The organism is Streptomyces daliensis, assembly GCF_054782395.1.
In genome coordinates this window covers 160,382-186,533 of the sequence record NZ_BAAGSO010000088.1, presented here as the reverse complement: position 1 = coordinate 186,533, position 26,152 = coordinate 160,382, and the positions used below count along the sequence as shown (strand labels likewise).

General features: G+C 72.7%; 18 protein-coding genes. 7 read left to right on the top strand and 11 right to left on the bottom strand.

Annotated elements, in window-relative coordinates:
* Positions 1 to 35 precede the first annotated feature (35 nt).
* Entirely contained in the window at positions 36 to 821 is a 786-nt protein-coding gene (locus tag ACYVOO_RS20230; protein WP_461017051.1) for a helix-turn-helix domain-containing protein, read from the bottom strand.
* 65 nt (positions 822 to 886) lie between these two features.
* On the opposite strand from ACYVOO_RS20230, the gene ACYVOO_RS20225 reads away from it, so the two are divergent.
* The gene (locus ACYVOO_RS20225; protein ID WP_461017050.1) at positions 887 to 1,693 is read left to right on the top strand and encodes an SDR family NAD(P)-dependent oxidoreductase; all 807 of its coding nucleotides are present in this window, start codon (positions 887 to 889) and stop codon (positions 1,691 to 1,693) included.
* 20 nt (positions 1,694 to 1,713) lie between these two features.
* On the opposite strand, the gene ACYVOO_RS20220 is transcribed toward ACYVOO_RS20225, so the two are convergent.
* From ACYVOO_RS20220 to ACYVOO_RS20200, 5 genes are all read right to left on the bottom strand, one after another.
* Positions 1,714 to 3,009, bottom strand: coding sequence for an acyl-CoA dehydrogenase family protein (locus tag ACYVOO_RS20220; protein WP_461017049.1), 1,296 nt, complete (start codon positions 3,007 to 3,009; stop codon positions 1,714 to 1,716).
* A gap of 119 nt (positions 3,010 to 3,128) precedes the next feature.
* The gene (locus ACYVOO_RS20215) at positions 3,129 to 3,362 is read right to left on the bottom strand and encodes an MbtH family protein (protein WP_453344186.1); all 234 of its coding nucleotides are present in this window, start codon (positions 3,360 to 3,362) and stop codon (positions 3,129 to 3,131) included.
* Positions 3,363 to 3,379: 17 nt separating this feature from the next.
* Entirely contained in the window at positions 3,380 to 5,839 is a 2,460-nt protein-coding gene (locus ACYVOO_RS20210) for an ABC transporter ATP-binding protein (protein WP_461017048.1), read from the bottom strand.
* Between the two features lie 169 nt (positions 5,840 to 6,008).
* On the bottom strand, positions 6,009 to 13,667 hold the full coding sequence (locus ACYVOO_RS20205; protein ID WP_461017047.1) for a non-ribosomal peptide synthetase: 7,659 nt from the start codon (positions 13,665 to 13,667) through the stop codon (positions 6,009 to 6,011).
* A gap of 272 nt (positions 13,668 to 13,939) precedes the next feature.
* Complete coding sequence (locus tag ACYVOO_RS20200) at positions 13,940 to 14,491, bottom strand: carboxymuconolactone decarboxylase family protein (protein ID WP_461017046.1); 552 nt, start codon at positions 14,489 to 14,491, stop codon at positions 13,940 to 13,942.
* A gap of 149 nt (positions 14,492 to 14,640) precedes the next feature.
* Here ACYVOO_RS20200 and sigJ point away from each other — a divergent pair, with 149 nt between their 5' ends.
* Positions 14,641 to 15,588 (top strand): RNA polymerase sigma factor SigJ, encoded by a 948-nt coding sequence (sigJ, locus tag ACYVOO_RS20195; RefSeq protein WP_461017045.1) that lies wholly within the window; start codon positions 14,641 to 14,643, stop codon positions 15,586 to 15,588.
* A 30-nt stretch (positions 15,589 to 15,618) separates the two neighbouring features.
* Here the strand turns inward: sigJ and ACYVOO_RS20190 are convergent, their stop codons facing one another.
* On the bottom strand, positions 15,619 to 16,125 hold the full coding sequence (locus ACYVOO_RS20190; protein WP_461017044.1) for a MarR family winged helix-turn-helix transcriptional regulator: 507 nt from the start codon (positions 16,123 to 16,125) through the stop codon (positions 15,619 to 15,621).
* A 107-nt stretch (positions 16,126 to 16,232) separates the two neighbouring features.
* Here ACYVOO_RS20190 and ACYVOO_RS20185 point away from each other — a divergent pair, with 107 nt between their 5' ends.
* Positions 16,233 to 16,655 (top strand): Rid family hydrolase, encoded by a 423-nt coding sequence (locus ACYVOO_RS20185; RefSeq protein WP_461017043.1) that lies wholly within the window; start codon positions 16,233 to 16,235, stop codon positions 16,653 to 16,655.
* 55 nt (positions 16,656 to 16,710) lie between these two features.
* On the opposite strand, the gene ACYVOO_RS20180 is transcribed toward ACYVOO_RS20185, so the two are convergent.
* Complete coding sequence (locus ACYVOO_RS20180; RefSeq protein WP_461017042.1) at positions 16,711 to 18,081, bottom strand: aspartate aminotransferase family protein; 1,371 nt, start codon at positions 18,079 to 18,081, stop codon at positions 16,711 to 16,713.
* Between the two features lie 88 nt (positions 18,082 to 18,169).
* Between ACYVOO_RS20180 and ACYVOO_RS20175 the strand changes: the two genes are divergently transcribed.
* Positions 18,170 to 19,153, top strand: a complete 984-nt coding sequence (locus ACYVOO_RS20175) for a LysR substrate-binding domain-containing protein (protein WP_461017041.1) — start codon at positions 18,170 to 18,172, stop codon at positions 19,151 to 19,153.
* A gap of 35 nt (positions 19,154 to 19,188) precedes the next feature.
* Here ACYVOO_RS20175 and ACYVOO_RS20170 read toward each other — a convergent pair whose 3' ends face one another.
* Positions 19,189 to 20,145 carry a DUF4349 domain-containing protein gene (locus tag ACYVOO_RS20170; protein WP_461017040.1) on the bottom strand — a complete coding sequence of 319 codons (957 nt, stop codon included), beginning with the start codon at positions 20,143 to 20,145 and terminating at the stop codon, positions 19,189 to 19,191.
* Between the two features lie 144 nt (positions 20,146 to 20,289).
* Entirely contained in the window at positions 20,290 to 20,763 is a 474-nt protein-coding gene (locus tag ACYVOO_RS20165; RefSeq protein ID WP_461017039.1) for a carboxymuconolactone decarboxylase family protein, read from the bottom strand.
* A gap of 184 nt (positions 20,764 to 20,947) precedes the next feature.
* Here ACYVOO_RS20165 and ACYVOO_RS20160 point away from each other — a divergent pair, with 184 nt between their 5' ends.
* The 3 genes from ACYVOO_RS20160 to ACYVOO_RS20150 all read left to right on the top strand — a co-directional run bounded on the left by ACYVOO_RS20160 (position 20,948) and on the right by ACYVOO_RS20150 (position 24,851).
* The gene (locus tag ACYVOO_RS20160; RefSeq protein ID WP_461017038.1) at positions 20,948 to 22,039 is read left to right on the top strand and encodes an NUDIX hydrolase; all 1,092 of its coding nucleotides are present in this window, start codon (positions 20,948 to 20,950) and stop codon (positions 22,037 to 22,039) included.
* A 156-nt stretch (positions 22,040 to 22,195) separates the two neighbouring features.
* Complete coding sequence (locus ACYVOO_RS20155) at positions 22,196 to 24,523, top strand: HelD family protein (RefSeq protein WP_461017286.1); 2,328 nt, start codon at positions 22,196 to 22,198, stop codon at positions 24,521 to 24,523.
* An 82-nt stretch (positions 24,524 to 24,605) separates the two neighbouring features.
* Entirely contained in the window at positions 24,606 to 24,851 is a 246-nt protein-coding gene (locus tag ACYVOO_RS20150) for a hypothetical protein (protein ID WP_461017037.1), read from the top strand.
* Between the two features lie 38 nt (positions 24,852 to 24,889).
* Here ACYVOO_RS20150 and ACYVOO_RS20145 read toward each other — a convergent pair whose 3' ends face one another.
* A complete protein-coding gene (locus ACYVOO_RS20145; protein WP_461017036.1) occupies positions 24,890 to 25,570 on the bottom strand; it encodes a DNA alkylation repair protein in 681 nt (226 codons plus the stop codon).
* Between the last annotated feature and the right edge of the window lie 582 nt (positions 25,571 to 26,152).

Here is a 26,152-nt window from a genome sequence, read left to right as displayed (position 1 = left end):
GCTCTCCCTGAACGCCCGTGCCGGACGAGCCGGTATCAGAGAAGCCGGTCGAGGGCGGCGGCTGAGGGGCTGCCCGGCACCGCCTGATAGACGATGATCACCTGCTGCTCCGCACCGCCGACGGTGAGGGTCTGCCGCCGCAGTGCCAGCTCCCCCGCCTCGGGATGCGCGAACCGCTTCAGTTCGTCGCGGGAGGGGCGCGCGTCGTGCCGCGCCCACAGGCGGCGGAAGTCCGCGTCCGCCTCCAGCTCGGCGACGAGCCGGGCGGTCCTGGGATCGCGCGGGTCTGCCTCGGCACGCAGTGCGGCGGCGGTCTGCGCGGCGATCCGGGGCCAGTCGGGGAACAGCCGGCGGGCCCCGGGGTCGAGGAACACGTCCCGGGCCAGGTTGTGTCCGGGCCCGTACATCGGGGCGAGCGCGCGGGCCGGTTTGTTCGCGGCCAGCACGTCGAACCGCCGGTTGCGCACATACGCCGGGCTGCCGGGCCACGAGTCGAGCAACTGACGCACGTCCGGGGCGACGCCGGGCTCCGGAGGCGGTACGGAGTCCGGCCGCGCGAGCGCGCACAGATACGCCGAGGCGTCGTCGTCCAGCTCCAGCGCCCGCGTCAGCGCCTGGAGCACCTGCGGCGAGGGGTGACGGTCGACGCCCTGTTCCAGCCGGGTCAGATACGGCTCACTGATACCGGCCAGCCGTGCCAGCTCCTCCCGGCGCAGCCCCGGAACCCTGCGCCTGCCCGGCGTCGCGCCGGCCGCCTTCGTGGGCGGGACCCGTCCGCGCCGGGCCTTCAGGAACTCCCCCAGGACGTTGTCGGTGGCCATGGTGGGGAGGGTAACCCTCGCGGGGTGCTGGCTGCCGGGCCGGTGGGCCGCGCAGAGTCGGGGGCATGAAGACCTGGTTCATCACCGGCGCGTCCCGCGGCTTCGGCCGGATCTGGGCCGCTGCCGCTCTCGCGCGCGGCGACCGCGTCGCCGCCACAGCGCGCCACACCGCATCCCTGCGTCCCCTCGTCGACACCTACGGGGACCGTGTGCTCCCGCTCCGTCTCGACGTCACCGACCGGGTGGCCGCCACCGCCGCCGTGCGGCAGGCCGTCGACGCCTTCGGCCACCTCGACGTCGTCGTCAACAACGCGGTCTACGGTCTGTTCGGCATGGTCGAGGAGACCACCGAGGAACAGGCCCGCGCCCAGCTCGACACCAACTTGTTCGGCCCACTGTGGGTGACACAGGCCGCGCTGCCGTTCCTGCGGGCCCGGCGGAGCGGCCACATCGTGCAGGTGTCCAGCCTCGGCGGCCTCGCCGCATTCCCCACCCTCGGGCTCTACAACGCCTCGAAGTGGGCGCTGGAGGGGATGAGCGAGGCGCTGGCCCAGGAGGTCGGTCCGCTCGGTATCCACGTCACCCTCGTCGAACCCGGCCCCTACGGCACCGACTGGTCCGGCACTTCCGCGGTGCACACCGAGCCTCTCGCCGCCTACGAACCCGTCCGCGAGGCGCGCAGGGCGGGTGCCACCGCCCGCGCGCCGCAGGATCCGGAGGCGACGGCCGATGTCGTCCTGCGGCTCGTCGACGCCGACGAACCGCCCCTGCGGCTCTTCCTCGGCGCCTATCCCTATCCGGTCGTCGAAGCCGCGTATCAGCGGCGGCTCGACACCTGGAACGCATGGCGGCCACTCGCCACCAAGGCGTGACAGGGCCCGGTGTGTGAGCGTCACGCCCGGCGCTGGGCCACCACCAGCGGGCCCGGCCTGGACCCCGTGAGGAGGGAGTGGGCGAGGACGCTGTAGAGGGTGTCGTTGGGGCCGTCGGCGATGCGCAGGCCCCGGATGTCCCGGAGGCGCTTCTCCAGAGGTGTGCAACGGGTGTATCCCTCGCTTCCGTGGAGCTGGAGCCCGAGATCGACGGCGTGGTAGGAGGTGTCGGTGGCGAGCGCCTTGGCGGCGGAGCAGACCGCCACGTCGGCCCCGCCACCGGCACCGTCCTGCCCGATCCGCTCCAGGAGGGAGAAGCACCAGGCGGTGGCCGCTTGCACCTCGGCCGCCGCGGTGCCCAGACGGGACACCACGGAGGGTACGTTCGCCAGGGAGACGCGTCCGACGCTGCGCCGACGGGCACGGGCCATCGTCTCCTCGATCGTGGCCGTCGCAGCGCCCAGGCAGACCAGCGCCATCATCAGGCGCCAGTGGGAGAAGTGGGTGTCGAAGATGCGGCGGCCGTCCCCGGGCGCCCCGAGCAGCAGTTCCTTGCCGATCCGCACACCGTCGAAACGCAGGCGTCCCAGGCTCCATCCGCGCAGGCCGAGCGGCGCTGCGGTCTCGGTCAGGACGCCGGTGGTGTCCATCGGCAGCCAGAGCGCCGACAGGGGCACTCCGCGCAGCGCGGCGCCGTCGGTGTCCGCCGCGGCGGCCTGCTCGGGCCCGACCACCTTGCAGAAGACGACAAACCCGACGGCCTCCTCGACCCTGCTGACCAGGCCCTTCGTGCCCGAGAGCAGCAGGTGGTCGCCGTAATCGACCGCGATGGTGCGCAGGCCCCGCAGATCGGACCCGGAGTGCGGTTCGCTGGACGCCACGCCCGCCACCTCGCCCCGGTCCACGACACGGGTGCGGACCATGCGGGCGGTGGAGGGGCCGCCGTACCGGAGGGTCATGGCGCCGTGTCCCGAGCCGAAGACCTCCCGTGCGTCGCAGTCCCGCTGCCCGGCGAGGAACATCGCCAGCCCCTGGGCTACGGGCCCGAGTCCGGGAGGGACGGCCGCCGTCGCGTCCCGGCCCTCCGCGAGGCCATGGCCGTTGCTGCCGGCCTGCTCGGCCGGGGCGGGCGCGAGATCGATCCCTGTCAGTCCGGCCCGCGCCGCGGATCTGCGCAGGCTGAGCCAGCAGGGCTGAGGGCTCTCCTCCGTGACGGGTTCGGGCAGATGTGTGTCGAGGAAGCCGGTGACGCGGGAGGTGAGGTCTGCCAGCGCGGGGTGGCGGGCGAGAACGGCGCGGAATTCCGGGGCATACACATCGGCGTCCTGGAAGGCTCGGCGGGTGAGCGGGTGTTCCAGGGCGGAATCCCCGGGTGACGGTGGTTCGTCGTTCGCTTCGCCGGGACCGGCACGGTGCTGTCCGGCTGCCGACGGCCTCACCTTCCGCACCGTCCGCTCTCCATGGCCTCGACGAGACCGCGCGGGCGCATGTCCGTCCACGTCTTCTCGACGTAGTCCAGACACGCCTGCCGGGTGTTCTCGGGGAAGGCGACGGTCCAGCCGTCGGGCACATCGGCGAAGGACGGCCACAGTGAGTGCTGGCCCTCGTCATTGACGAGCACCAGGGCGCGGGCTTCTTCGTCCTCGAACGGGTTGGTCGCGTGTGTCATCTCAGCGCTCCTGGATCTCAGCGGTAAGGGGCGTCAGGGGGCAGGCAGGTGCTGTCGGGCGAGTGCGGCTGAGCGGGTGTCGGCTGGCCCGCCTGCAACTTCCACAGGGCGCTGTACATGCCTCCGTTCGCCACCAGTTCCTCGTGCGTGCCCTGTTCGGCGACGAGTCCGCCTCGGCCCATGACGTAGATCCGGTCGGCGCCCTGGACGGTGGACAGCCGGTGGGCGATGACGACCATCGTGCGGTCCTGTCCGAACACCTGGAGTGCCTGCTGGATGGTGGCCTCGGTGGCGTTGTCGATGGCCGAGGTGGCCTCGTCGAGGATGACGACAGGTGGGTCGCGCAGGATCGTGCGGGCCAGTGCGATGCGCTGTTTCTGCCCGCCGGACAGCGCGGCGCCCCGGTCGCCGACCCGCGTGGCGTAGCCGTCGGGCAGGGTGTCGATGAACTCGTCGGCGCCCGCGGTGCGGGCCGCGGCGACGAGTTGCTCCTCGGTGGCGTGGAAGGCGCCGTAGCGGATGTTGTCGGCGATCGTCGCGTCGAACAGGAACGGCTCCTGGGTGACGTATCCGATCGCGCGGCGCAGGTCGGGCAGGGCCAGGGTGCGCACGTCGGTGCCGTCGAGCAGCATCCGTCCCCGCTCGGGGTGGTGGAAGCGCATGAGCAGTTTGGCGATGGTGGTCTTGCCCGCGCCCGTGGTGCCGACGATGGCGGTGGTCCGGCCCGGCGGGATCACCAGGGACGTGTCCCGCAGCACCGGTGGCCTTCCGGGGTAGGCGAAGGTCACCTGCCGCAGTTCGATCTCGCCCTTCACCTCGTGGAGCGGCATGGGGCGACCCTCGTCGACGGGCTCGACGGGGAGGTCGTGCAGCCGCTCCACCCGGTCCAGCGCGGTGACGGTGCGCTGGTACTGGTCGGAGACGCTGCCCAGCCGGGACAGCCGCAGCATGGCGATGCCCGGCAGTTCGATCAGCGGGCCGAAAGCGGCGGTGGGCAGCTCGCCCCGCAGCACGGACCTGCCGCCCAGCAGCACCGTACCGACCAGCGCCGAACCACCGGCCAGCCGCAGGATCTGGGGCGGCAGGGCCGCGCTGCGTCCCGTCGAGCGGTTGATGTCGCTGCACTTGCGGTTCAGCGCGCCGACACGTGCGATCTCGTGCTCCTCGGCGACGGTGGACTTGACGGTGGTGTGGGCGTGGAGGTTCTCGGTCACCCTGCTGTTCAGTTGCTCGCGTTGCTCGCCCGCGAGGGCGTTGCCCGCGACCGCGCGTTCGTGGAAGCGGAAGGAAAGCCAGGCGACGAGCGGGACGGGTGCGAAGGCGACCCACGCGATCTGCGGCGCGAGCAGCAGGAACATGGGGACGAGCAGTGCGAGGCTGGCGCCCATCTGCACGACGTCGTGCATGTGGGAGCCGACGAAGACACCCAGCTGGCTGATGTCCTCGGACAGGACCGTGTTGACGCGGCTGACGCGCTCGTCCTCCAGGTCGGCCGGTGCCACGTGCTGGATGTGCGCGTAGGTGCGGGTGCGCCAGTCGTCCTCGACGTCCTGTGCCACTCCCCGCCAGGCGACGCCCGCGCCGTAGCCCAGGCCCGCCATGGCGACGCAGGCCAGTCCTGCGGCGCCGACCAGCGTCGACAACTGGGCGGTGACTCCGATGACGCCCATCCTGGTCAGGGTGGCGCTCCCGCCCTTGGCGAGCAGCAGCACGATCGAGGGGGTCAGCGCGAACAGCGCCATCTCGGCCAGTTGCGAGAGCGCGGACAGTGTGGCCGCGAGGCCGAACTTGCGCTTGTTGTTCCCGATGATGCGCCGAAGCGCGTGGCTGCGCGGGGCGGACTCACCCGACTGTTCCCGCGCGCGGTCGGCTCTTCGCCAGGCTTGTCTGACGACACCTACGGTCGCGGCGGTCGCGAGTCCGAGGGTGATGAGGGGGCGGCCGAGCAGCTTCAGGAGGAGCGGCCCTCCCCCGACGGCCGCCGCGAGCACACCTCCGGCCGCGAACACCTTGGGCAGCCAGCGCCCGGGGCCTTCGCCACTCCTGCCGCCGGCCCCCTGCCGGCGCGCCGGACGTGTGCCCGGTGCGGGACGCGGTCCCGGCACCCGGCGTGTTTCCGGCACCCCGTTCGGGTGCGACGGGGGTGCCGGGGCGAGGCCGAGCAGATCCGCCGCGGAAGCGCGCAGGCCGACGAGGGCCCGGTCCACCGCCTGGTGCAGCAGCCGGGCGGCCTCGCGCGGGCTGAGGGTGCGGTCGTGCCGCAGCAGCACCCGCCCCGTGACGGGGCTGACGCTCGCCTCCTCGATGCCCGAGGTCCGGCGGAGCGATGCCTCGGTCTGCCGGGCCAGCGCCGGTCTGCCGCGGATGAGGTTCACCTCCCATCGTTGGCGGCCGGGGACGATCGAGCGCGCCGACATCCGCACGCGCGTCAGCGCGCGGAGTGCCGTCACGGCGCCGGCGGGCGGGCTTGCGGTCATGGCCATCGTGACAATCACCGGTTTCCGGGTGGGGCACCACGGTGGGCGCCGTGGGACACGGATGGGCTGGGGAAAGGGGCTTGCGGGGCTGTCACACTGCTGGCGGGCGCGGGCGCGGGCGCGGGCACTCGTTGCGGACGTATCGGTGTGCCGCGTGTCCGGGCAGGTGTCACCCTTCGACGAAGTTCCAGTAGGCGCGGATGGCGCGCTCGTCGATCTCCGGGACGGCGACCCCGAGTCGGCGCAGCCGGTGGAGGGTGCGGTCGTTCTCGAATTCCAGGGACGGTTGCCGCGCGGCGGGTGCTTGCTCGGCGTACTCCTCAAGGTGTGCCTGGTAGGGCAGGATCGGCAGGTCCCGCCCTCGCGCGCTCGCGCGGCGCAGTTGCCGCAGCCACTCGGTGAGCGGAACCTCTTCGGTGTGCGTCCCGTGTGCGCGGTCGTACGCAGCGAGGAAGGCGCCGGGTCCGGTCCTGCGCGGGTGGTGGAGGTGGTGCACGGCGTGCACGCCGCCACCCCCGTCACCGTCGCCACCCCCGTCACCGTCACCGTCGCCGTCACCGACGCCGTCGTACGGCAGCAGCGCGACGACGGCGCGGGCGAGGACGTCGACGGGAAGCAGCGCCTCCCGGAGTCCGGGATCCCCCGGCCAGCAGCCGAGCGTCACACAACTGCTGAGCAGCCGCGAGAACATGTCGTCCCGGTTGCAGGCACCGGTCGTGGTGTGCGCCCAGACGCGGCCGAGCCGGTGGATGCCACCGCTCGCGCCCCGCTCGAAGGCACGCTCCACGAGTTGGTCGGCCACCCACTTGCTCGCCGCGTAGCCTCTCCCGAAGGGGTGCCGTTCGCCGTCGGTCGGCGCGTCCTCCGTGACCGTCCGGGGGTCCGGGCCCGGCCGGAACACCGCGAGGGTCGAGAGGTGGTGGAACGCCTTCGGCCGTCCCTCGGCCGCCAGCCGCAGCAGTGTGCGGGTGCCCTCCACGTTGGCGGGCTTCAACTGTGCGTACGGCGAGAGGTGGTGGACGCGCGCGCCGCAGTTGACGATGGTGTCGACGCCCTCGCGCAACCGTTCCCACTCCGCGGGCCCGAGGCCGAGTCCGCCCGCCGCGAGGTCGCCCCGTACGACGTTCAGCCGGGGATCGCTGAGCACAGGGCCGAGGCCGTAGGCCCGCGCGGTGTCGGCCAGCCGCTCCCGTGCCTGCGCCTCGGACCGCGCCCGCACGAGACAGTGCACCCGGGCCGCGCTCCCGCGCAGCAGCTCCGCCAGGACGAAGGCACCGACGAACCCCGTGGCACCGGTCAGCAGGATCTCGCGCTGCCCGCCTTCCTGCCGGGCGGCGGGGAAGCGCAGAGCAGGGCTCAGCCGCGCTTCCGTCTCCGGCACCCAGGACGGTGGGGTGCGGGGCTCGTCCGTGCTCAGGTGCCGGGCCAGTCCCACCGGGGTCGGTGCCTCCAGGAGCGTCGAGAGGCGGAAGGGACGCGCCAGGGTCTCGCCGATCCTGCGGGCCAGCCGGACGGCGAGCAGCGAGTGGCCGCCCAGGGCGAAGAAGTCGTCGTCGGCGCCGCACGCGGGCAGCTCCAGCACCTCGGCGAACAGCTCGCACAGCGCCCGCTCCAGCGGGGTGCGCGGCGGACGTCCGCTCCCGGCGCCCGAGGCACCCGCCGCGCCGCCCGGAGCGGGCAGTGCGGCGCGGTCCAGCTTGCCGTTCGGAGTCAGCGGCAGCGCGTCCAGCGCCACGAAGGCGGACGGCACCATGTGAGCGGGAAGGCGCGCGCGGAGGTAGGCGCGCAGCTCGGCGGCGTCGGCCTCGGCTCCGGGGGCGGGCACGGCGTAAGCGACCAGGCGGGTGTCGCCGGGGCGCTCCTCGCGCGCTGTCACGGCCGCGTGCGCGACCCGGGGGTGTGCGGCGAGGGCTGCCTCGACCTCGCCGGGTTCGACGCGGTGGCCGCGCACCTTGACCTGGTCGTCCGCGCGTCCGGCGAAGACGAGCTGCCCGTCGGGGCGGTGGCGGGCCAGATCGCCGGTGCGGTACATGCGCGTCCCCGGCGGGCCGTACGGATCGGCGACGAAGCGCTGGGCCGTCGAGGCAGGGCGGCGCAGATAGCCGCGCGCCAGACCCGCCCCGGCCACGTACAGCTCACCGGTCACGCCCGGCGGCACAGGGCGCAGGGCGGCGTCCAGCACATAGGCGCGGGTGCCGGGGACCGGCCGTCCGACGACCGGGGTGGCGGAGGCGTCCAGGCGGGCCTGTACGCAGTCCACGGTGCACTCGGTCGGCCCGTACATGTTGTAGGCCGTCAGCCCTTCCACGGCCCGCAGTTCCTCCCACAGCCGGTCCGGCAGCGCCTCGCCGCCGAGTACGGCCACGCCGGGCCGCCACCGCTCGTGCGCGAACAGGCCCTGCTCGGCCAGGACACGGAGGTACGAGGGGGTGGCGTCCACGCTGTCGATGCGGTGCTCGGCCAGCCAGGACACGCACCGGTCCGCTTCCGCCCAGGTGGCGGCGTCGGGCACATGCAGTTCGTGGCCGTCGAGGAGGGCAGCGAGCTGGCCCCAGGAGGCGTCGAAGGACACGGAGGCGGTGAGGGCCACCCGCAGCGGCCGGTTCCCGAGGCGTTCGGCCGCCGGACGGAACACCTGGCGCCGGTAGCGCGCCGCCACGTTGACGACGCTCGCGTGGCGGGTGACGACGCCCTTGGGGGTCCCCGTGGATCCCGAGGTGTAGATGACGTACGCGGGATGGTCGGGCAGCAGCCCCGTCACCGGGTCCGCGATCTCGGCCGTGTCCTTCTCCGCGTCCCCGTCCGCCGGTTTCGGCCCGTCCAGCAGCAGCCGGGGCACTCGCGTACCGAGGCCGCTGGACACCGCCGTACTGGTGAGGAGCAGTACGGGCCGCGCGTCCTCGGTCATGGCCGCGAGGCGCGGGGCCGGGTGGTCCGGGTCCAGTGGCAGATAGGCGGCACCGGCCTTGAGCACGGCGAGCACGGCCACGACGAGGTCGCCCGAACGCGGCAGGGCGAGAGCGACCACGTCCTCGGTGCCGACGCCACGAGCGGTCAGCACATGTGCGAGCCGGGCCGCGCGGGCGTGCAACTGGGCGTAGGTGAGCGTGCCGTCGTCGGCCACCACCGCGACCGCGTCCGGGGTGGCGCGCACCTGCGCGTGGAACAGCTCGGGGATCGTGCCCGCGGGTGCCTGCTCCGGGGCGTCCTCGTCGGCGCCCCCAAGGAGGAGGCGCCGCTCGGCGCCGGACAGCACCTCGACGCGGCTGAGCGGGCGGTCCGGGTCCTGGACGACGGCTGCCAGCAGCCGCGTCCAGCGCGCGGCCAGGTGCTGGACCGTGTCGTGGTCGAAGAGGTCGGTGGCGTAGTCGAGGGTGCCGCTCAGGCCGAGGCACTCTCCCTGCGCTGAGCGGCGCTCGCGGATGCCGATGTCCAGGTCGAACTTGGCGGTCTCCGTCGGCACCAGGACGCTGGTCGTGCGCAGCCCTGGGAGTGTGAACGCCGCGCCCTCGTCGGCGTCGACGGACAGCGCGACCTGGAACAGCGGGTGGCGGCCCGGCGACCGGGGCGGGTTCAGGGTCTCCACCAGCTGCTCGAAGGGCACGTCCTGGTGCGCGTAGGCGGCCAGCGCGGTGTCGCGGACGCGCTCCAGCAGCTCGGTGAAGGCGGGGTCGCCGGAGGTGTCGGTGCGCAGCACGAGGGTGTTGACGAAGAAGCCCACCAGCTCGTCGAGCGCCTGGTCGGTACGTCCGGCGATGACGCTGCCGACGGGGAGGTCCGTGCCCGCGCCCAGCTTCGTCAGCAGCGCCGCCAGGCTCGCGTGCAGCACCATGAAGAGGCTCGTTCCCGACCGCGACGCCAGTTCCGTCAGCCTCGCGTGCAGTTCCGCTTCGACGTGGAGGGTGACCCTGCCGCCCCGGTACGACGCGACGGCGGGGCGTGGCCGGTCGCGGGGAAGCGCCAGTTCGTCGGGCAGATCCGCCAACTCAGTTGTCCAGTGGGCGAGTTGGCGGCGGAGGAGGCTGTGGGGGTCGTCGGGGGCGCCCATGAGCCGACGCTGCCACAGGGTGTAGTCGGTGTAGCGCACCGGCAGTGGCGGCCAGTCGGGTTCCAGGCCTCGGCGCCGGGCCGTGTAGGCAGTCGCCAGATCGCGGGCCAGCCGGGTCAGTGACCAGCCGTCGGCGGCGATGTGGTGGATGGCGATCGCCAGCACATGCTCGGCGGGCTCGGCGGCCCCTGCAGGCTCGGTGGGCTCCAGCGCGAACAGCTCCGCGCGCATTGGGGGTTCGACGGCGAGGTCGAAGGGGTGGCGGACGGCTGCCGACAGCCGCTGCCGCAGCGACTTCTCGTCGGCCACGCCGGTGACCGGCAAGGAGGGACGCGCCTCGGAGGCGTCGAGGATCCGCTGGACGGGCTCGCCTTCGACGTCGGGGAAGACCGTGCGCAGACTCTCGTGCCGTGCCACCACATCTCCCAGCGCCCGATCCAGCGCTCCCCTGTCCAGCTCACCGGTCAGGCGTTGCACCAGGGGGATGTTGTAGGTGGCGCTGGGGCCCTCCGCGCGGTGCAGGAACCACAGCCGCTGCTGCGCGAACGACAGCGGAACGGGGCCGGGCCGCTCCTGGACCGTCAGCGCGGGGCGTGGTGACCCGTCAGCGCCGTCCAGGCGGGCCGCCAGGCGGGCGACCGTGGGTGCCTCGAACAGGGCGTTCAGTGGCAGCTCGACGCCGAGCACGGCGCGGATGCGGGACACCAGGCGGATCACCTGGAGCGAGTGGCCGCCCGTGGCGAAGAAGTCCGTGTCCACGCCGCCGCACGGCACGCCCAGCACCTCGGCGAACAGTTCGCACAGCAGTTGTTCGCGCGGGGTGCGCGGTGCCCGTCCTTCGGGCTCGCCGGAGTCCTCCTCGTCGGGCGCGGGCAGGGCCGCGCGGTCGGTCTTCCCGCTCGGGGTCAGCGGCAGCTCGTCGAGCATGACGAAGGCCGACGGCACCATGAAGCCGGGCAGCCGCTCGCGCAGGTGCTCGCGCAGCGAGCGCGGCGTCGTGCGGTCCTCGTCCGCCACGACGTAGGCGACGAGCCGGAGTTCCTCCCGCTGCCGGTCCCGGCGGGCGAGCACCGCGGCCCGCGCCACACCGGGGCAGGCGGTCAGCGCCGCCTCGACCTCTTCCTGCTCGATGCGGAAACCGCGGATCTTGACCTGACGGTCGGCGCGGCCGAGGTAGTCGAGCTGTCCGTCGGGGCGCCACCGCACCACGTCGCCCGTCCGGTACATCCGCGCCCCCGGCGGGCCGTAGGGGTCCGCGACGAACCGCTCGGCCGTCAGTCCGGGCCGCCGCAGATAGCCGCGGGCCAGGGACACACCGGCGATGTACAGCTCGCCGGGTGTGCCGGGGGGAACCGGGCGCAGGGTGGCGTTCAGTACGTAGACGCGGGTGCCGGAGTGCGGGCGGCCGATCGGCGGCGCGGTGCCGTCGGGTGTCAGCGGGTGACTGGTGGTCACCATCGCGGTGGTCTCCGTCGGACCGTAGACGTTCATGAGGCGGCGTCCCGGAGCCCACCGTGCCACCAGTCCCGGCGGGACCGGCTCGCCGCCCACCACCAGCGTCGAGACGGGGCTCTCCTTCTCGGCCAGCACCGCCAGCGCCGACGGTGGCGCGAACGCGTGGGTGATCCGCGCGCCGGGGTCGGTGAGGACGGACAGCGGGTCGGTACGGGGCGCGAGGACCAGCGCGGCACCGGTCAGCAGGGTGACGCACAGCTCCCATGTGCAGGCGTCGAAGCTGGGCGAGGCGAGTTGCGGGAACCTGCTGTCGGAGGTGATCCCCAACTGCTCCTTGTGGAACGCGACGAGGGAGGCGATGCCGGTGTGCGGCACCACCACCCCCTTGGGGCGTCCCGTCGAGCCCGAGGTGTAGATCACGTAGGCCGAGTGCCGGGGGTCCACGGCGATGCCCGGGTCGGTGTCCGGCTGCCCCTCGGCAAGCCGGGCCAGGGCCGGCGGATCGTCCAGCACCAGGGCCGGGCCGGCGTCGGCGAGCATGAACTCCCTTCGCGCCGCAGGGTATTCGGGATCGACGGGCAGATAGGCGGCCCCGGTCTTGAGCACGGCCAGCTCGGCGACGACCAGTTCCACCGAGCGCGGCAGGGCGAGGGCGACGATGTCCTCGGCGCCGATGCCACGGCCCCTCAGCGCGTGTGCCAGCGCGTTGACGCGTGCGTTCAGCTCCCGGTACGTGACCGTGGTGCCGTCGGACACGACAGCGGGCGCGTCCGGCACCCGGCGGACCTGCTCCTCGAACAGGACCGGCACCGGAGCGGCGGGCACACCGGACCCGGTGGCGTCGCCCGTCGCGAGGAGGGACCGCCGCTCACCGGCCGACAGCACATCGAGCCCGCCGACCGGGAGTGCGGGATCGAGGTCCGCCATGCGCGCCAGGAAGTCCAGCAGGCGCCGCTGGGTGTCCACGAGTTCCGCTTGGCCGTGCACGTCCGGTGGTGCGTGCAGCCTCATGTGCGGGCCTGAGCCGTCGCGGCGGTCCCACACCATGACCATCAGATCGGCGCCCAGCGGGAAGGAGAGGTTGTGCGCCGTGCACGGGTGGCCCGCGAAGGAGAAGTGGTAGTCGAATCCGATGAGGTTGACCATCGGTGAGAACACCGCGCCGGGGCCACGGGACAGGCCGAGGTCGCGGTGCAGGTCCTCCGCGCGGTAGCGCTGGTGCTCCAGCGCCTCGCGCATCCGCTCGTCGGCCTGGGCGAGCAGCGCCCCCAGCGACATGCCGGGCCGGACCGTCAGCCGTACCGGAACGCTGTTGGCCAGCATCCCCGGAGTGCCTCGGGAGGCCGGGCCCACCCGGCCCGCCACGGTCAGCCCGATCACCACGTCCTGAACACCCGTCAGGTGGTGTTCGTACAGCGCCACGGCCGCGAACACGAAGCGAAACCGGGAGACCCCGGCACGCGAGGCCGCCTCCCGCAGTGCCCCTGGCCGCGGCAGCGGCAGCAGCGCGGTTCTCGGGACGGCAGGGGCCACCACGCCCCCGGACGGCGGGCCTTCGGCCGGGGGCCGCTGCCTCGGCACGCTGCCCGGGGCGCTCGCACCGGGCTCGCCCCCGCCGGGCGAGGACGCGCCGGTACGCGCCCACCCGGACAACTGCCGCGTCCAGTGCGCGCGGTCGGCGGCGCGGTCCTCGGACTCCTGGTAGTCCAGGTCCTCCTGGACCAGCGCCGACAGCGGACCGAACGGACCGGGCCCGGCCTTCTCGCCGCGCGTCAGGGCCGTGTAGACCTCGGCGACCCGCCGCGCGACGAGGGAGTAGCCGAAGGCGTCCACGGCACCGTGGTGGTAGGAGTGGCACCACCAGAACCGGTCCGGCGCCAACCGGAGCAGCCCGAAGCTGAACAGGGGCCCCGAGGCCAGGACCAGGGGCCGGGCCAGGTCGGCGGAGATCCACGCCTGTGCGACGGCCTCCGGGTCCGGTGCGTCGCTGACGTCGACGAACGGGAGCGTCCAGGGAAGCTCGCGCTCCAGGAGCTGAACGGGTCCGTCCTCGCCGGGCACCAGGCGCACCCGCAACGCGTCGGCCTCGGAGACCACATGGCGCAGCGCCTCCTCGAAGACGGCGGGCTCGACGGGGCCGCGGATCTCCAGGTACTCCCCCAGGCGCAGTGCCTCACGTGTCTCGGGGTAGTGCTGCTCGGCGAGCCAGACCTCGCGCTGTGCCGCCGTCACCGGCAGGACCTCGACCGGCGGACCGGCGGTGCCGGCCGCCTCGGACGCGGGGTCCGGGGACGGCGCTTGGCCATCGACGTGCTGGGGGGACACTTGGCGATGGGTCAACGAGGAACCTCCTGCAAGGGGGCCGTCTGCAGCGGGCAGGGCGACATAGGCGACATACCTGCCTGGTCAGAACCTTTGCCGTCATTCATCGTGCCAGCAGACAAGGCGACCTCTGCGTCCTCAGGGATTACGCCACCCGAAGGAATGATGTGCCGTTCCTCGTACACACACCGCCCATGACCTGGTACGCGCCCGCCCTGCGCGCAGGAGCCCGGGGCGGGGCGCACTCGGTGTGCGCCGCGTCCCGGGCTCCGTGGTCACCTGCTGTAGTTCTGCCCGGGGACCCTGCCGGGGATCGGCTTGGCGATGAGGGCCACGGGGATGAAGAAGCAGATCAGGCCGATCGCCAGGGTGAGCGTCCACAACGCCTTGTCGTCGTAGTGCGCGGACGCCCTGGCGTACAGCTCGTCGGAGACACGCTCCCCGAGCGGCCTCGGTGTGAGGACGGCCTCCACCAGCTCCAGTGCGACCCGTTCGGCGTCGGTGAAGAAGGGCGCGTCCTGCCATGAGGCCACGGCGGTGATGCGCTCCTCCGTCTCCCCCGCCTTGAGGAGGTCGTTGGTCTGCCGGACAGCGTGGTAGGTGCTGCCGACGATCTGTCCGGCCCGTAGCTGCACCAGGCCGACGGTGGTCTGCGGTATCGAACCGTTCCCCACCGCCTTGGCCATGGCTCCGGCGAACGCCGCCAGTTCGGGGAAGAACTGGATGGGGTCCGGCAGACGGGACCGCGAGGTGTCGTCCTGCCCGGTCGTCGCGGAGGTGGTGCTCGCGGCGGAGTCGCTCGCCGGAATGTTCGCGGAGGTGGTCATGGTGTGTCTGCCCTTCTCGGTATCACGGTGTCTCGGTACTCCGACGGCACGGCCACCGGGAGTGTGAGGCGACGCACCGACGTCACAGTCCGGCCCCGTGTTCCGTCGTACGGGTGAGGGCAGCAGCGACCGAAGGAGCCGTCGACACCATGACCACCTCGTCCGTGCCACGAGACGACCTGACCGACCCGGGCCTGAGCGTGCTCATGAGCGAGCAGCGCAGGTTGATCAACCTCGCCTACCGTCTCCTCGGCTCCCTGGCCGACGCCGAGGACGTCGTCCAGGAGACCTACGCACGCTGGTACGCGATGCCCCGGCAGCAGCAGGAGGCCATCGCGTCACCGGGCGGCTGGCTGACGAGGGTCGCGAGCCGCATCTGCCTGGACCAGCTGCGCTCGGCGCGGGCCCGGCGGGAGCGCTACGTCGGCCCGTGGATACCCGAGCCGCTGCCGGGGCGCGCGGAGGGTGCCGCCGCGCTGCCGTCCGGGGCCGCGGCCGGTCCCACCGACCCGGCCGACCGCGTCACCCTCGACGAGTCGGTCAGCATGGCCTTCCTCGTCGTGCTCGAACTGATGACACCGGCCGAGCGCGTCGCGTTCCTCCTGCACGACGTCTTCTGCCACCCCTTCGCCGAGGTGGCCAAGATCCTCGGCCGTACGCCGGAGGCGTGCCGTCAGCTGGCCTCCTCGGCCAGGCGCCGCGTCCGCGCCGCACAGTCGCCCGCGCCCCCGGCGTCCGAACACGCCCGTATCGTGCGGGACTTCAAGCAGGCGTGGGAGGCCATGGACGTCAACGCGCTCATCGGCCTGCTGGACCCGGCCGCCACGGTGACCGCCGACGGCGGCGGGCTCGTCAACGCGCTGCCCAGGCCGGTCGAGGGCAGCGAGCGGATCGCGCACCACATCGTCCGGTTCACCGGCACGGGGCCCCGGCTGGTGGTCACGGAGCGCATGGTCAACGGTCAGCCCGGCCTGGTGGTCCTCCAGGACGGCTCCGTCGTGACGGTGCTGGCGTTCGACGTCGCGGACGACCGGATCACGCGCATCTGGGCGGTACGCAACCCCGAGAAGCTCCGGCACTGGACGGTGGAGCCGTAGAGCACACGGGCGAGGACGTCGGCGGCGCGGCTACGCGAGGTCGACGGGCCGTACGCGCAGCTTGGCGGCGATACGGGCGAGCGCCTGCTGGTCCTCCGGGGTGAGCGGGTCGAGCACGCACTGCCGTACCGCGCGCACATGGGTGGGTGCGGCGGCGACCACCACGTCGTACCCGGTGTCGGTGAGGGCCGCGAGGGTGTAGCGGCCGTCGTCGGGGTCGGGCGAACGCTCCATCCAGCCGCGCCGCTCGAACCGTTTGACGACGTTGGACAGCCGCGAGAGCGAGCCGTTGGCGAGGTAGGCCAGCTCGCTCATCCGCAGGCGGCGGTCGGGGGCCTCCGAGATCTGACTGAGGACCATGTACTCGAAGAGGGTCAGACCGGCTTGCTGTTGCAGCGGCGACTCCAGCCGTCCCGGCAGCAGCAGGACCAGCGAGGCCAGCCCGGTCCACGCGTCCTTCTCGTCGGCGCTCAGCCACAGCGCGCCGTCGGGGGCGTCCTCGCCGGGGTTCGGGCTCGGGTTCGCGGGGGTGGGCATGGCGGCACCTTACCGAACGGCTATCACTTCACGCGTGAAGCGAAGCATGCTAGGTTCACTTCACGCGTGAAGTGAACGCGTGTGAAGTGATCGGGAAAGGAATTGCCATGAGCAAGCCGGAGTTCTTCGCCACGCCCGGATACGGCGACACCCAGTTGGCCAACATGCACTACCAGCAGGCGGTCCGGCTCGGCGACCGCGTCGAGATCTCGGGCCAGGGCGGGTGGGACGACGACTTCAACTTCCCCGAGTCCCTGGAGGAAGAGATCGTCCGGGCCTTCGAGAACGTCGAACGCACCCTCGCCACCGCGGGCGCCACATGGCACGACGTCATCTCTGTGAACTCGTACCACATCCCCGACTCCCCGGACTTCATCGGAGAGGTGCACGGCCGCGTCATGGTGGAGCAGTTCCGCGAGCACATGGGTGACCGCGCCCCCATCTGGACCCAGATCGGCGTTCCGGCACTCGGCGCCCCGAACATGCGCGTCGAGATCCGCGTCACCGCGCTCCTGGGGCAGGACGCCTGACCGGCGCACCGTCCCCCTGGGCTCCGTGCGCGAGGGGGACGGTGGCGCGGGGCGGTCAGAGCGCGGCGCAGGTGTCGGCTATCGCCTCGTCCAGGATCGCCAGGCCGAGGGAAAGCTCCTCCTCGGTGGCGGTCAGCGGGGGCGCGATGCGGAAGACGCCGCCCATGCCGGGGAGCTGGACGATGTTCATGTGCAGGCCGAGTTCCAGGCAGCGCCGGGTGACGCGCGCGCCCAGCTCGTCCGAGCTCTCCTTCGTCTCGCGGTCGACGACGAGTTCGAGCCCGGCCAGCAGGCCCCGGCCGCGGATGTCACCGACGACGGGGTGGCGCTCGGCGATGTCCGTCAGGCCGTCGCGGAGGAACGTGCCGAGCGCGTGCGCCCGCTCGTCGAGCCTGTCCCGGGTCAGGACGTCGAGGACGGTGTTGCCGACGGCGGCCACCAGCGGGTCGGAGACATGTGTGGTGAGGAACAGGAACCCGCGCTCGTGCGCCTTCTCCTCGATCTCGGCACTGGTGACCACCGCCGCCAGCGGCAGTCCCGCGCCGAGCGTCTTGGACAGGGTGATGATGTCCGGGACGACGCCGTCGCGCTCGAACGCGTACCAGGTTCCCGTACGGCACAGGCCGGTCTGCGCCTCGTCGAATATCAGCAGCATGCCGCGCTCCCGGCACTTCTCCTGGAGCGCCGCGAAGTATCCGACGGGCGGCTCGATGATGCCGCCCGAGCTGAGGATCGGCTCGACGAGGCACGCGGCGAGGCTGCCCGTCGACTGGGCGTCGATCAGGTCGAAGGCGAAGTCGAGCTGACGGCGCCAGTCCAGCTCCCCTTCGGCCGTGGTGAAGTCGGGGCGGTACGCGTGCGGCGCGGGGATGGCGAAGTTGCCCGGAGCACCGGGGCCGTAGCCCTTGCGGCCCGCGCTGTAGGTGGCGGAGGCGGCGGCCTGCGTCATGCCGTGCCAGGACCGCGCGAACGAGACGACCTCGTGCCCGCCGGTGACCAGCTTGGCCATCCGGATCGCGGCCTCGTTCGACTCGGCGCCCGTCGTCAGCAGCATCGCCTTCTCCAGCGGCGCGGGCAGCGTCTCGGCCAGCCGCCGCGCAAGGTCGACCACGGGGCGGCTGAGCATGCCGCTGTAGAGGTGGTCGAGGGAGGCGACCTGCCGCTGAACGGTTTCGACGATCTCGGGGTGGGAGTGGCCGAGGATCGCGCTCATCTGGCCGGAGGTGAAGTCGAGGATCTTCCGGCCGTCCTCGGTGAACACGAAGCTCCCGGCGGCGCGGTCGACGATCTCGCGGGTGAAGGGGCCCCCGTAGCGCACGAGGTGCTTGTCGGCGTCGGCCCAGAAGCGCTCGGCGGAGGCGGCGGTGTGGGCCGAGGGAGTGGCGGGTGTGGCGGCGGAGGGTGAGGCGGTGGTCGAAGCAGGCATGGCCCCGACGGTAGGCCGGGCCCGAGCGTCGCGTCCATCACACAATTCCGGCTGTCCTGTACGGCAAAACCGCACAACAATGGCCAGCATGATGAACCCCTGGAGGCTGCGGCTGCTGAGCCAACTGGACACGCTGGGCACCGTCAGGGCGGTAGCGCAGGCCGCCAGCCTGAGCCCGTCCAGCGTGTCCCAGCAGCTCGCCGTGCTGGAGGCCGAGACGCGCACACAACTGCTGGAACGCACCGGGCGGCGGGTGCGGCTGACCTCGGCCGGGCTGATCCTCGCGCGGCGGGCGCGGGCGATCCTCGACCACATGGACGGCGTCGAGGAGGAGCTGCGCGGCTTCGGCGAGGAACCGGCCGGGCTGGTGCGGCTGGGCGCGTTCCAGAGCGCGATCCACACCATGGCCGTGCCCGCTGTGACCCGGCTAGCGCGCGAGCATCCGCATCTGGAGATCGAGCTGCTGGAGCTGGAGCCGCACGAGAGCGTGCCCGCGCTGCGGGGCGGCGACGCGGACGTCATCATCACGACCACGGACTTCGACGAGCTGCCGCTCGGCCCCGACCTCGACCTCGTGACGCTGGCCACGGACCCGATCGTCCTGGTGGTCCCACCCGAGCACCCCGCGGCCGGGCGCGGCACCGTGGACCTCGCGGCCTACGCGGACGAGTCGTGGGCGTTCGACATCCCGCAGTCGTACATGGCGAACCTCGCGCTGCGGCTGTGCCGTCAGGCACGGTTCGAGCCGCGGGTGGTGTGCCGGTTCAGCAATTACATGATGACCTTGCAGCACGTCGAGCAGGGGCTGTCGATCGCGCTGCTGCCGGGGCTTGCCGTCGACCGCCGCTACCGCGTCGCCACAAGGGAGCTGGCGACTCCCCTGACGCGCACGATCACGGCGGCCATCCGCCGCGGCTCGCCGCCTCGCGCGGCGGTGCGCGCCGTGCTGGACGCGCTGCGGCACGCACCGGACCCGTCGACGGCCGGGGCCGGACCAGAACCGGGGCCCGGACCGGGGCAGGGGCAGGGGCCGGGGCCCGACGGCTCGCCGCCGAACCCTCCGTCGACGTGACCTGACCGGCGCCCTGACCGGACGAGCCCCCCACGTCAGGGGTTCTCGGAGCCCTCCGGAGAACGCTCGGTCCCGGCACCGTCCGCTGCGGCGGGCGCCGGACGGCGTGCGAGCCGCGGCCTCACCAGCAGCCACAACCCCACCAGCAGCGCGGCCCCCGCGGCGAACGGCAGCACCGCGCCGAGCGCCACCGCCACCCAGCGCAGCACCGTCACGAACGCGCTCCAGCCGCCCGCCAGCGCGTCCGTGAACCCCGGCTCGTCGTCCTCCCCCGCCGCCTTCGGCCGCGTCTCGGACAGGGAGAGGGTGATGGTGGCGAAGTCCGTGCGGTCCTTCAGGGACGCCTGCTGTGCCAGCAGGGACTCCAGGTCCGCCTGCCGGGAGGCGAGTTCGCTCTCCAGCTTCACCACGTCGTCCAGCTCGGTGGCCTTGTCCATCAGCTCACGGATGCGGGACACGCTGGCCCGCTGGGACTTGACGCGGCTCTCCACGTCGACGACCTGCTCCGTGACGTCCTGCGCCTTCGAGTCGCGCTTCAGGAGCCGTCCCGCGCCCTCCAGGCCGGTGAGGACCCCCTCGTACTCCTCGGCGGGGACGCGCAGCACCACGCGCGTGCTTTCGTGCCCTTCGTCGTCCCGGCTGGTGGACTCCTTGCCGACGTAGCCACCGGCCGCCTCCGTGGTGCTCCTGGCCTCGTCCAGCGCCTTCGGCACGTCTTGCACCCGGACGGTCAGCGAGGCGGTCCGGATGACGTTGCTCCGGTTCAGCCGCGACGGCGCGGCCGACGGCCCTGGGCCCTCGGCCGCGCCGCCCCGGGAAGCCCTCTTCTTCCCGTCCGTCCCGGCCTCGGGGGCGGCGGCGTCCTGGGCCGTCCCGTCGGCGGAACTGCCCGCGGAGCCCTGCCCTCCGGTGCAGCCGGTGAGCACGAGTGCCCCGGCCAGCAGGGCGCCGGCCAGGGCGTGAACGGGCCGCAAGGAACGGTGCACGCACATCTGTGTCCCCCCTGGGGTCGTCTTGACTGCCGTCCCTTCGACGTCGCGCGTGCGGTGTGAGACGGCGCGGAACGGTCCCAAAGAGGTCACGGTCGGAACTCGGCCGCGGTGACGCCCCCCTGTGCGGCCGGGTGAACCGGCCGGTCAGCCGAACTGGCCGGGCTGGTAGTCGCCCGCGGGCTGCTGGACGAGGACGTTCGCCCGGTTGAAGGCGTTGATGAGGGCGATGGCGCACACCAGGGCCGCCAACTGCTCCTCGTCGTAGTGCTTCGCCGCGTTCGACCAGATCGGGTCCGGGACTCCTCCGGCCGCGTCCGCGATGCGGGTGCCCGCCTCCGTCAGCTCCAGCGCGGCCCGCTCGGCCTCGGTGAAGACGGTGGCCTCGCGCCACGCCGCGACCAGGTTGAGGCGCACCGAGGTCTCACCGGCGGCAGCGGCGTCCTTGGTGTGCATGTCGGTGCAGAAGCCGCAGCCGTTGATCTGGCTGGCGCGGATCTTGACCAGCTCCTGCGTCGCGGCGGGCAGCGTCGACTGCTCAAGGATCTTGCCTGCCGAGATGATGTGCTTGAAGACCTTGCCCAGGGTCGGGCTGCTGAACATGTCCAGACGGGCGCTCATGGTGATCTCCTCCGGCGTTGTCGTCGCTTTCACCCGTACGACGGCGCGGCTCGCCAGGATGTGACACGAGCGGCTGTGACCCGCGTCTCACCTCTCGACGGGGGGCCGTGACGGGGCGCGCCCCGGCCCGTTCACCGGGCACACGCCCGGGAAACCCCCGAGCCGACCCGCAGAGGAGACCCCGTTGCCGCACTCCGGACCACCCCACGACGAACCGGTGCCGACCGTGCACTCCGGCGGCTCTGACGTGACGGCGATCGCCGTCACGCTCCTGGTCACCGACGAGCGGGGCCACGTCCTGCTGACCACCGGCACCACCACCGCCGCATCCGGGCCCGCCACGCGCGGTGCCCACGCGCTGCCGGGCACCCCCGTGCGGAGCACCGAGACGCCGCAGCAGGCCGCGGCTCGCGAGCTGGCCTCGGCGTTCGGGCTCGCCGATGTCACGGTCGGGCGGCTGGTGGCCGTCGACGGCCGGACGCCGCCCCCGCACGACCAGCAGCCGCCCGGCCGCCCACTCGCGCTGCACGCGCACGCGGTCGGCCCCCTCACCACCCGGCAGTTGGCGGATCTCCGTACCGCCGACGGCCACGCGGCGCGGTGGTGCACCGTCGAGGAGGCCGTTCACCGGCTGGCCCCGGCGGCCGGGCGGCTCCTGCGGCACGGGCTGCGGGCCCTGGCCACCGGGCGCGTGGCGTATCTGCACGAAGGCGAGCCGCAACTCGGCTCCCCTGTGGGTGTCCCGCCCGCGCGCCGCGCCGAGCTGGAGAGCGCACACGCGTTGGCCTGGGCCGACTTCGTCGCCCAGCGGCCGACGGTCTGGGTCAGCGTCTGCGTCCTGCTCACGGACCCGCGCGGCCGGGTGCTGGTGGTCGAGCCCGGTTACGCGCGGCACTGGCTGCTGCCGGGCGGCGGCCTGGACAGCGACACCGGGGAGACGCCGCGGGAAGGGGCCGCGCGCGAACTGGCGGAGGAACTCGGGCTCCGGCTGGACGTGGGCCGGCTGCTGGCCGTCGACTGGATTCCGCACGCAGCGCTGCCGCGCGTCGCCTACGCCTACGACGGCGGCACCGTGGACGAGGACGTGCTGTCCCGGATCCGGCTGCCGGAGCGGGAACTCACCGCCTGGCGGCTCGTGGCGCCCGAGGACCTCGACGGGCTGCTGCGGGACCATGTGACGGCCCGCGTACGGGCGTGCCTGGCCGCCCGCGCGGGAGAAGGAGGAGGCGGCGCGCTGGAACTGGTCAACGGCGCTCTTCCGGGGGCGGCTCCGTAACGCGCGGGGGGACACGTGGGGCGGCTCCCGGAATTCACGGCCACGGAACACGAAAAAAGCCCCCGCCGCTTGCGGCTGGGGCTTGGCACTGCGTATATTCGACTGCTCATGAATTCAGTGACACGAATTCACATCGAAATTTACTAAGCAGAGTATATCCGGGTGGGAGTGGCATTGTCAAACGAGGAATTGCGGGACGAGCAGGAATTCATCGACCGGCTCTACCGCCGCGTCGACGCGCTGCGCGGTGAGACCGAGGAGTCCGTCGAGGGCGCCATGGAACCGGTGGGCAGCACCATGCAGGCGAAGCTGGAGCGCGACGTGCTCGTGGCGGAGCGGTCCGGTCTGCTCGCAGCCCTCAACGCCGTGGACGGTTCGCTCTGCTTCGGCCGCCTCGACCTCGTCGACGACGCGCACCACCACATCGGCCGCATCGGCATCCGCGAGGACGACGAGGACCGCACGCCGGTGCTCATCGACTGGCGGGCCCCTGTCGCGCGCCCCTTCTACCTGGCCACAGGACACACGCCCATGGGCCTGCGCCGGCGGCGTCACATCACCACCGAGGGCCGCGACGTCACCGCGCTGCACGACGAGATCCTCGACCTCGGCGACGAGAAGCGCACCGGGTACGAGGACCCCAGCGGCGACGCGGTACTGCTCGCGGCGCTCAACTCGGCGCGCACCGGCCGTATGAACGACATCGTGCAGACCATCCAGGCCGAGCAGGACCGCATCATCAGGGCCCCGCACCGCGGGGTGCGCGTCGTCGAGGGCGGGCCCGGCACCGGCAAGACCACGGTGGCGCTGCACCGTGCCGCATACCTCCTCTACGAGCACCGCGGCCTGCTCGCGCGGCGGGCCGTGCTCGTCGTCGGCCCCAACCCGGCCTTCCTCGGCTACATCAGCGAGGTGCTGCCGTCCCTCGGTGAGACGGGGGTGCTGCTGGCCACCCTCGGCGAGCTGTACCCCGGGCTGCACGCGACCGACACCGACACCCCGCAGGCCGCCGCGGTCAAGGGCCGTGCCGGGATGGCGGACGCGCTCGCCGCCGCCGTCGCGGACCGGCAGGCGCTGCCAGAGCCGGTCCTCACCATCGAGCACGACAAGCTGGTGCTGTTCCTCGACGACGACCTGGTGCGCGTAGCCCGCGAGCGCACCCGGGCGCTCGGCCTGACGCACAACGCCGCGCGCGAACACTTCGAGGGGCACATCCTCAACATGCTCACGGACATGGTCGCCGAGCGGATCGGGACCGACCCGTACGACGGGGAACAGCTCCTCGACGACAGCGATCTGACGCAGATCCGCGACGACCTGGGCGCCAACGAGGAGGTGCACGCCGCGCTGGACGTCCTGTGGCCCGCGCTGTCGCCGCGCCGCTTCGTCGCCGAGTACCTGGCCGAGCCCACGCACCTCGACGCCGTCGAGGCCGCCGCGATCCGCCGCCCCCTGGGCTCGGAGTGGACGCCCGCCGACGTGCCGCTTCTCGACGAGGCCGCCGAGCTGCTGGGCGAGGACGACCGTGCCGAGCGCGCCGCACTCGAAGCCGAGCGCCTGGAGCGGATCGCCTACGCGCAGGGCGTCCTCGACGTCTCCCACGCCTCCCGGACCTTCGAGTTCGAGGACAAGGACGAGGAGGACTCCGAGGTCCTCGGCGCGCGGGACATCGTGGACGCCGAGAGGATGGCCGAGCGCCAGGAGGAGGCCGATCACCGCACCGCCGCCGAGCGTGCCGCGGCCGACCGCACCTGGGCGTTCGGGCACATCATCGTCGACGAGGCGCAGGAACTGTCGCCGATGGCGTGGCGGCTGCTGATGCGGCGCTGCCCGACCCGCTCCATGACGCTCGTCGGCGATCCGGCGCAGACCGCCGAAGAGGCGGGCGTGGGGTCCTGGGAGGAGATCCTGAAGCCCTACGTCGGGGACCGCTGGGAGCACAACCGGCTGGGCGTCAACTACCGCACACCCGCCGAGATCATGGACGTGGCAGCTGAGGTGCTGCGCGCTGAGCACCCCGGCTTCGAGCCGCCAGGGTCTGTGCGCTCGACCGGCGAGAAGCCGCGCCTGTGGAGCGCGCGGGAGGCGTCGGGTGCGGCAGCGGGGGACGCGTCCGGTGCGGTGGCGGAGGACGTCGCCGCGACCACCGCGCGTGCCGTCGCGGCGGCCGCTCCGGGCGAGGGGCGGCTGGCGGTGATCGCACCCGCGGCACTGCACGAGGCGCTGCTCGCCGCGCTTCCCGGGGCCTCCGCCGGGCGCGAGCCCGACCTGACGCGGGACGTGGTGCTGCTCGACCCGCGCCAGTCGAAGGGGCTGGAGTTCGACGCGGTGGTTCTCGTCGAGCCCGCGCGGCTGGGAACCAGCGATCTGTACGTGGCGCTCACCCGGGCCACCCGCACCCTCGACATCGTGCACGGGGAGCCGGTTCCCGAGGCGCTCAGGCCGCCGCACACCGTCGCGGCCGAGGCGGAGCGGCTTTCATGATCGGCTCGCGTGGGGATAGCCTCGGGGCACCGATGCCCGCGGAGGGCCGGGAAGCACGGGGAACACGGGGAAGGTGAGTGTCATGGCGCCCAAGCTGGTGCATGCGGCCCTCGGCGACACCTGGATCAACTGCCTCTTCTGCAAGGGCGATCTGTTCCGGACGCGGGGGGTGAAGCTGAACAGTTCCGGCATGGAGCTGATGAAGATGGCCTGGGCGGACGAGACGGCGACGGGGCTGATCTGCTCGTCGTGCGGTTACGTACACCTCTTCTCGAACGAGGCCATCCAGTTCTACCGCCCGGAGAAGTCCGGGAAGCGGAAGATGTAGTCCAGGCCCTTTCGCGCGTCCGGGACCGCCGACGGCCGTCAGCCCGCCGTCCCGTCCTGCCTCCGGCGCACCATCTCGGTGATCCAGACGGGCGCGAACGGAGAGGTGCAGCCCGGGGAGGTCGGGTAGTCCTTGAGCACCCCCAGGCGCTCGCCGATGCCGATCGCGCGGTCCCGGTACCCGGCGTGCTCGATCCCGATCTGCGCCAGACAGGTGTTCATCGCCCATTGCAGGCGCTCCGGGGCGTCCTTCATCCGCGTCTCGACGGTGTCGAGGAGTCCTGCGAGATCCAGCCCCTCGGGCCTCTTCGTCACACGCTCGGTGGTCAGCGCCCATCCGGCGCTCGCGACCACCGGGTCCGGGTCGGCGAACCAGGCCAGGCGCAGTTCTTCGGCGTGCGGGCTCTTCTTCACCACGTAGTTCACGAGCCAGTCGTGCACCTTGGGCGGGCGCGCCTCGCGCACCATGGCGTCCAGTTCGTCGCGCCCGAACGCCTTCGGGCGGCAGATCAGCAGCGCGAGGAGCCGCGCCGCGGTGTCGCCCGTGTCCCACAGCTCGCGCGCCAGGTCCTGCTGCGCCTTCAGCCGCTTCGCGAGCGCGCGCAGCTTGCCGAGGTGCACACCGTGATCGTCACCGTGCCGCTCGTTCACCGCCCGCGCCTTCGGGTCCTCCAACCCGGCCAGCTCGGCCATCACCTCGGCCACCGTCGTCCCGGCCATCCCAGCCTCCCGCGCGTCGGTCTTCCGCACCTCACGTGCGGGGTTCAGCCTACGAGGGGCGCCGGCCTTCCGCCGCTCCGGCGCCGCGCACGACGCCCCGTACGCAATGTCCGTACACGACGAGGGCCCCGGCGCCGTGCGGCGCCAGGGCCCGAGATTTCAACACCATCTGCCGACGTCATGCGTCGGCCTGTGAATTCCGCGCGTCCGCCCCGAGGGCTGGAGGCGCGGGGATCGCGGTTGCGTGACCGGGGACCACCTGCCAATCCGGGGTCTGCGGCACCCGAGCGGACAAGAATCCCGCTCAGGCGATCCTGATGGCGTCTACTCCTCTCCTGTTCCGTGCTCGCTCACGGGCGCCCGTCGCACACGCGGTCATGCTCAGCGGCCCTTGGAGGCCGCTCGGTCCGGCAGTCAGCGAGGGGACCTTCCAGAGCACTTCCCGGCCCCGCCGCTCCACTGCCGTGCCGTCCGCCGCGCACGTCAGATCGCCGCTGTCGCGCAGCACTTGACTTCTTTCTCCTGCGCGAAACACGTTAGTCCTGCCGACAGGCAATGTCTACCGTCACCACCACAGATTTT

Coding starts and splice junctions, on each gene's coding strand:
- ACYVOO_RS20190 (WP_461017044.1), bottom strand. CDS start 16,125: ATGCCCACCCCCGCGAACCCGAGCCCGAACCCCGGCGAGGACGCCCCC.
- ACYVOO_RS20180 (WP_461017042.1), bottom strand. CDS start 18,081: ATGCCTGCTTCGACCACCGCCTCACCCTCCGCCGCCACACCCGCCACT.
- ACYVOO_RS20175 (WP_461017041.1), top strand. CDS start 18,170: ATGATGAACCCCTGGAGGCTGCGGCTGCTGAGCCAACTGGACACGCTG.
- ACYVOO_RS20215 (WP_453344186.1), bottom strand. CDS start 3,362: ATGACACACGCGACCAACCCGTTCGAGGACGAAGAAGCCCGCGCCCTG.
- ACYVOO_RS20165 (WP_461017039.1), bottom strand. CDS start 20,763: ATGAGCGCCCGTCTGGACATGTTCAGCAGCCCGACCCTGGGCAAGGTC.
- ACYVOO_RS20170 (WP_461017040.1), bottom strand. CDS start 20,145: ATGTGCGTGCACCGTTCCTTGCGGCCCGTTCACGCCCTGGCCGGCGCC.
- ACYVOO_RS20210 (WP_461017048.1), bottom strand. CDS start 5,839: ATGACCGCAAGCCCGCCCGCCGGCGCCGTGACGGCACTCCGCGCGCTG.
- ACYVOO_RS20225 (WP_461017050.1), top strand. CDS start 887: ATGAAGACCTGGTTCATCACCGGCGCGTCCCGCGGCTTCGGCCGGATC.
- ACYVOO_RS20145 (WP_461017036.1), bottom strand. CDS start 25,570: ATGGCCGGGACGACGGTGGCCGAGGTGATGGCCGAGCTGGCCGGGTTG.
- sigJ (WP_461017045.1), top strand. CDS start 14,641: ATGACCACCTCGTCCGTGCCACGAGACGACCTGACCGACCCGGGCCTG.
- ACYVOO_RS20150 (WP_461017037.1), top strand. CDS start 24,606: ATGGCGCCCAAGCTGGTGCATGCGGCCCTCGGCGACACCTGGATCAAC.
- ACYVOO_RS20185 (WP_461017043.1), top strand. CDS start 16,233: ATGAGCAAGCCGGAGTTCTTCGCCACGCCCGGATACGGCGACACCCAG.
- ACYVOO_RS20230 (WP_461017051.1), bottom strand. CDS start 821: ATGGCCACCGACAACGTCCTGGGGGAGTTCCTGAAGGCCCGGCGCGGA.
- ACYVOO_RS20200 (WP_461017046.1), bottom strand. CDS start 14,491: ATGACCACCTCCGCGAACATTCCGGCGAGCGACTCCGCCGCGAGCACC.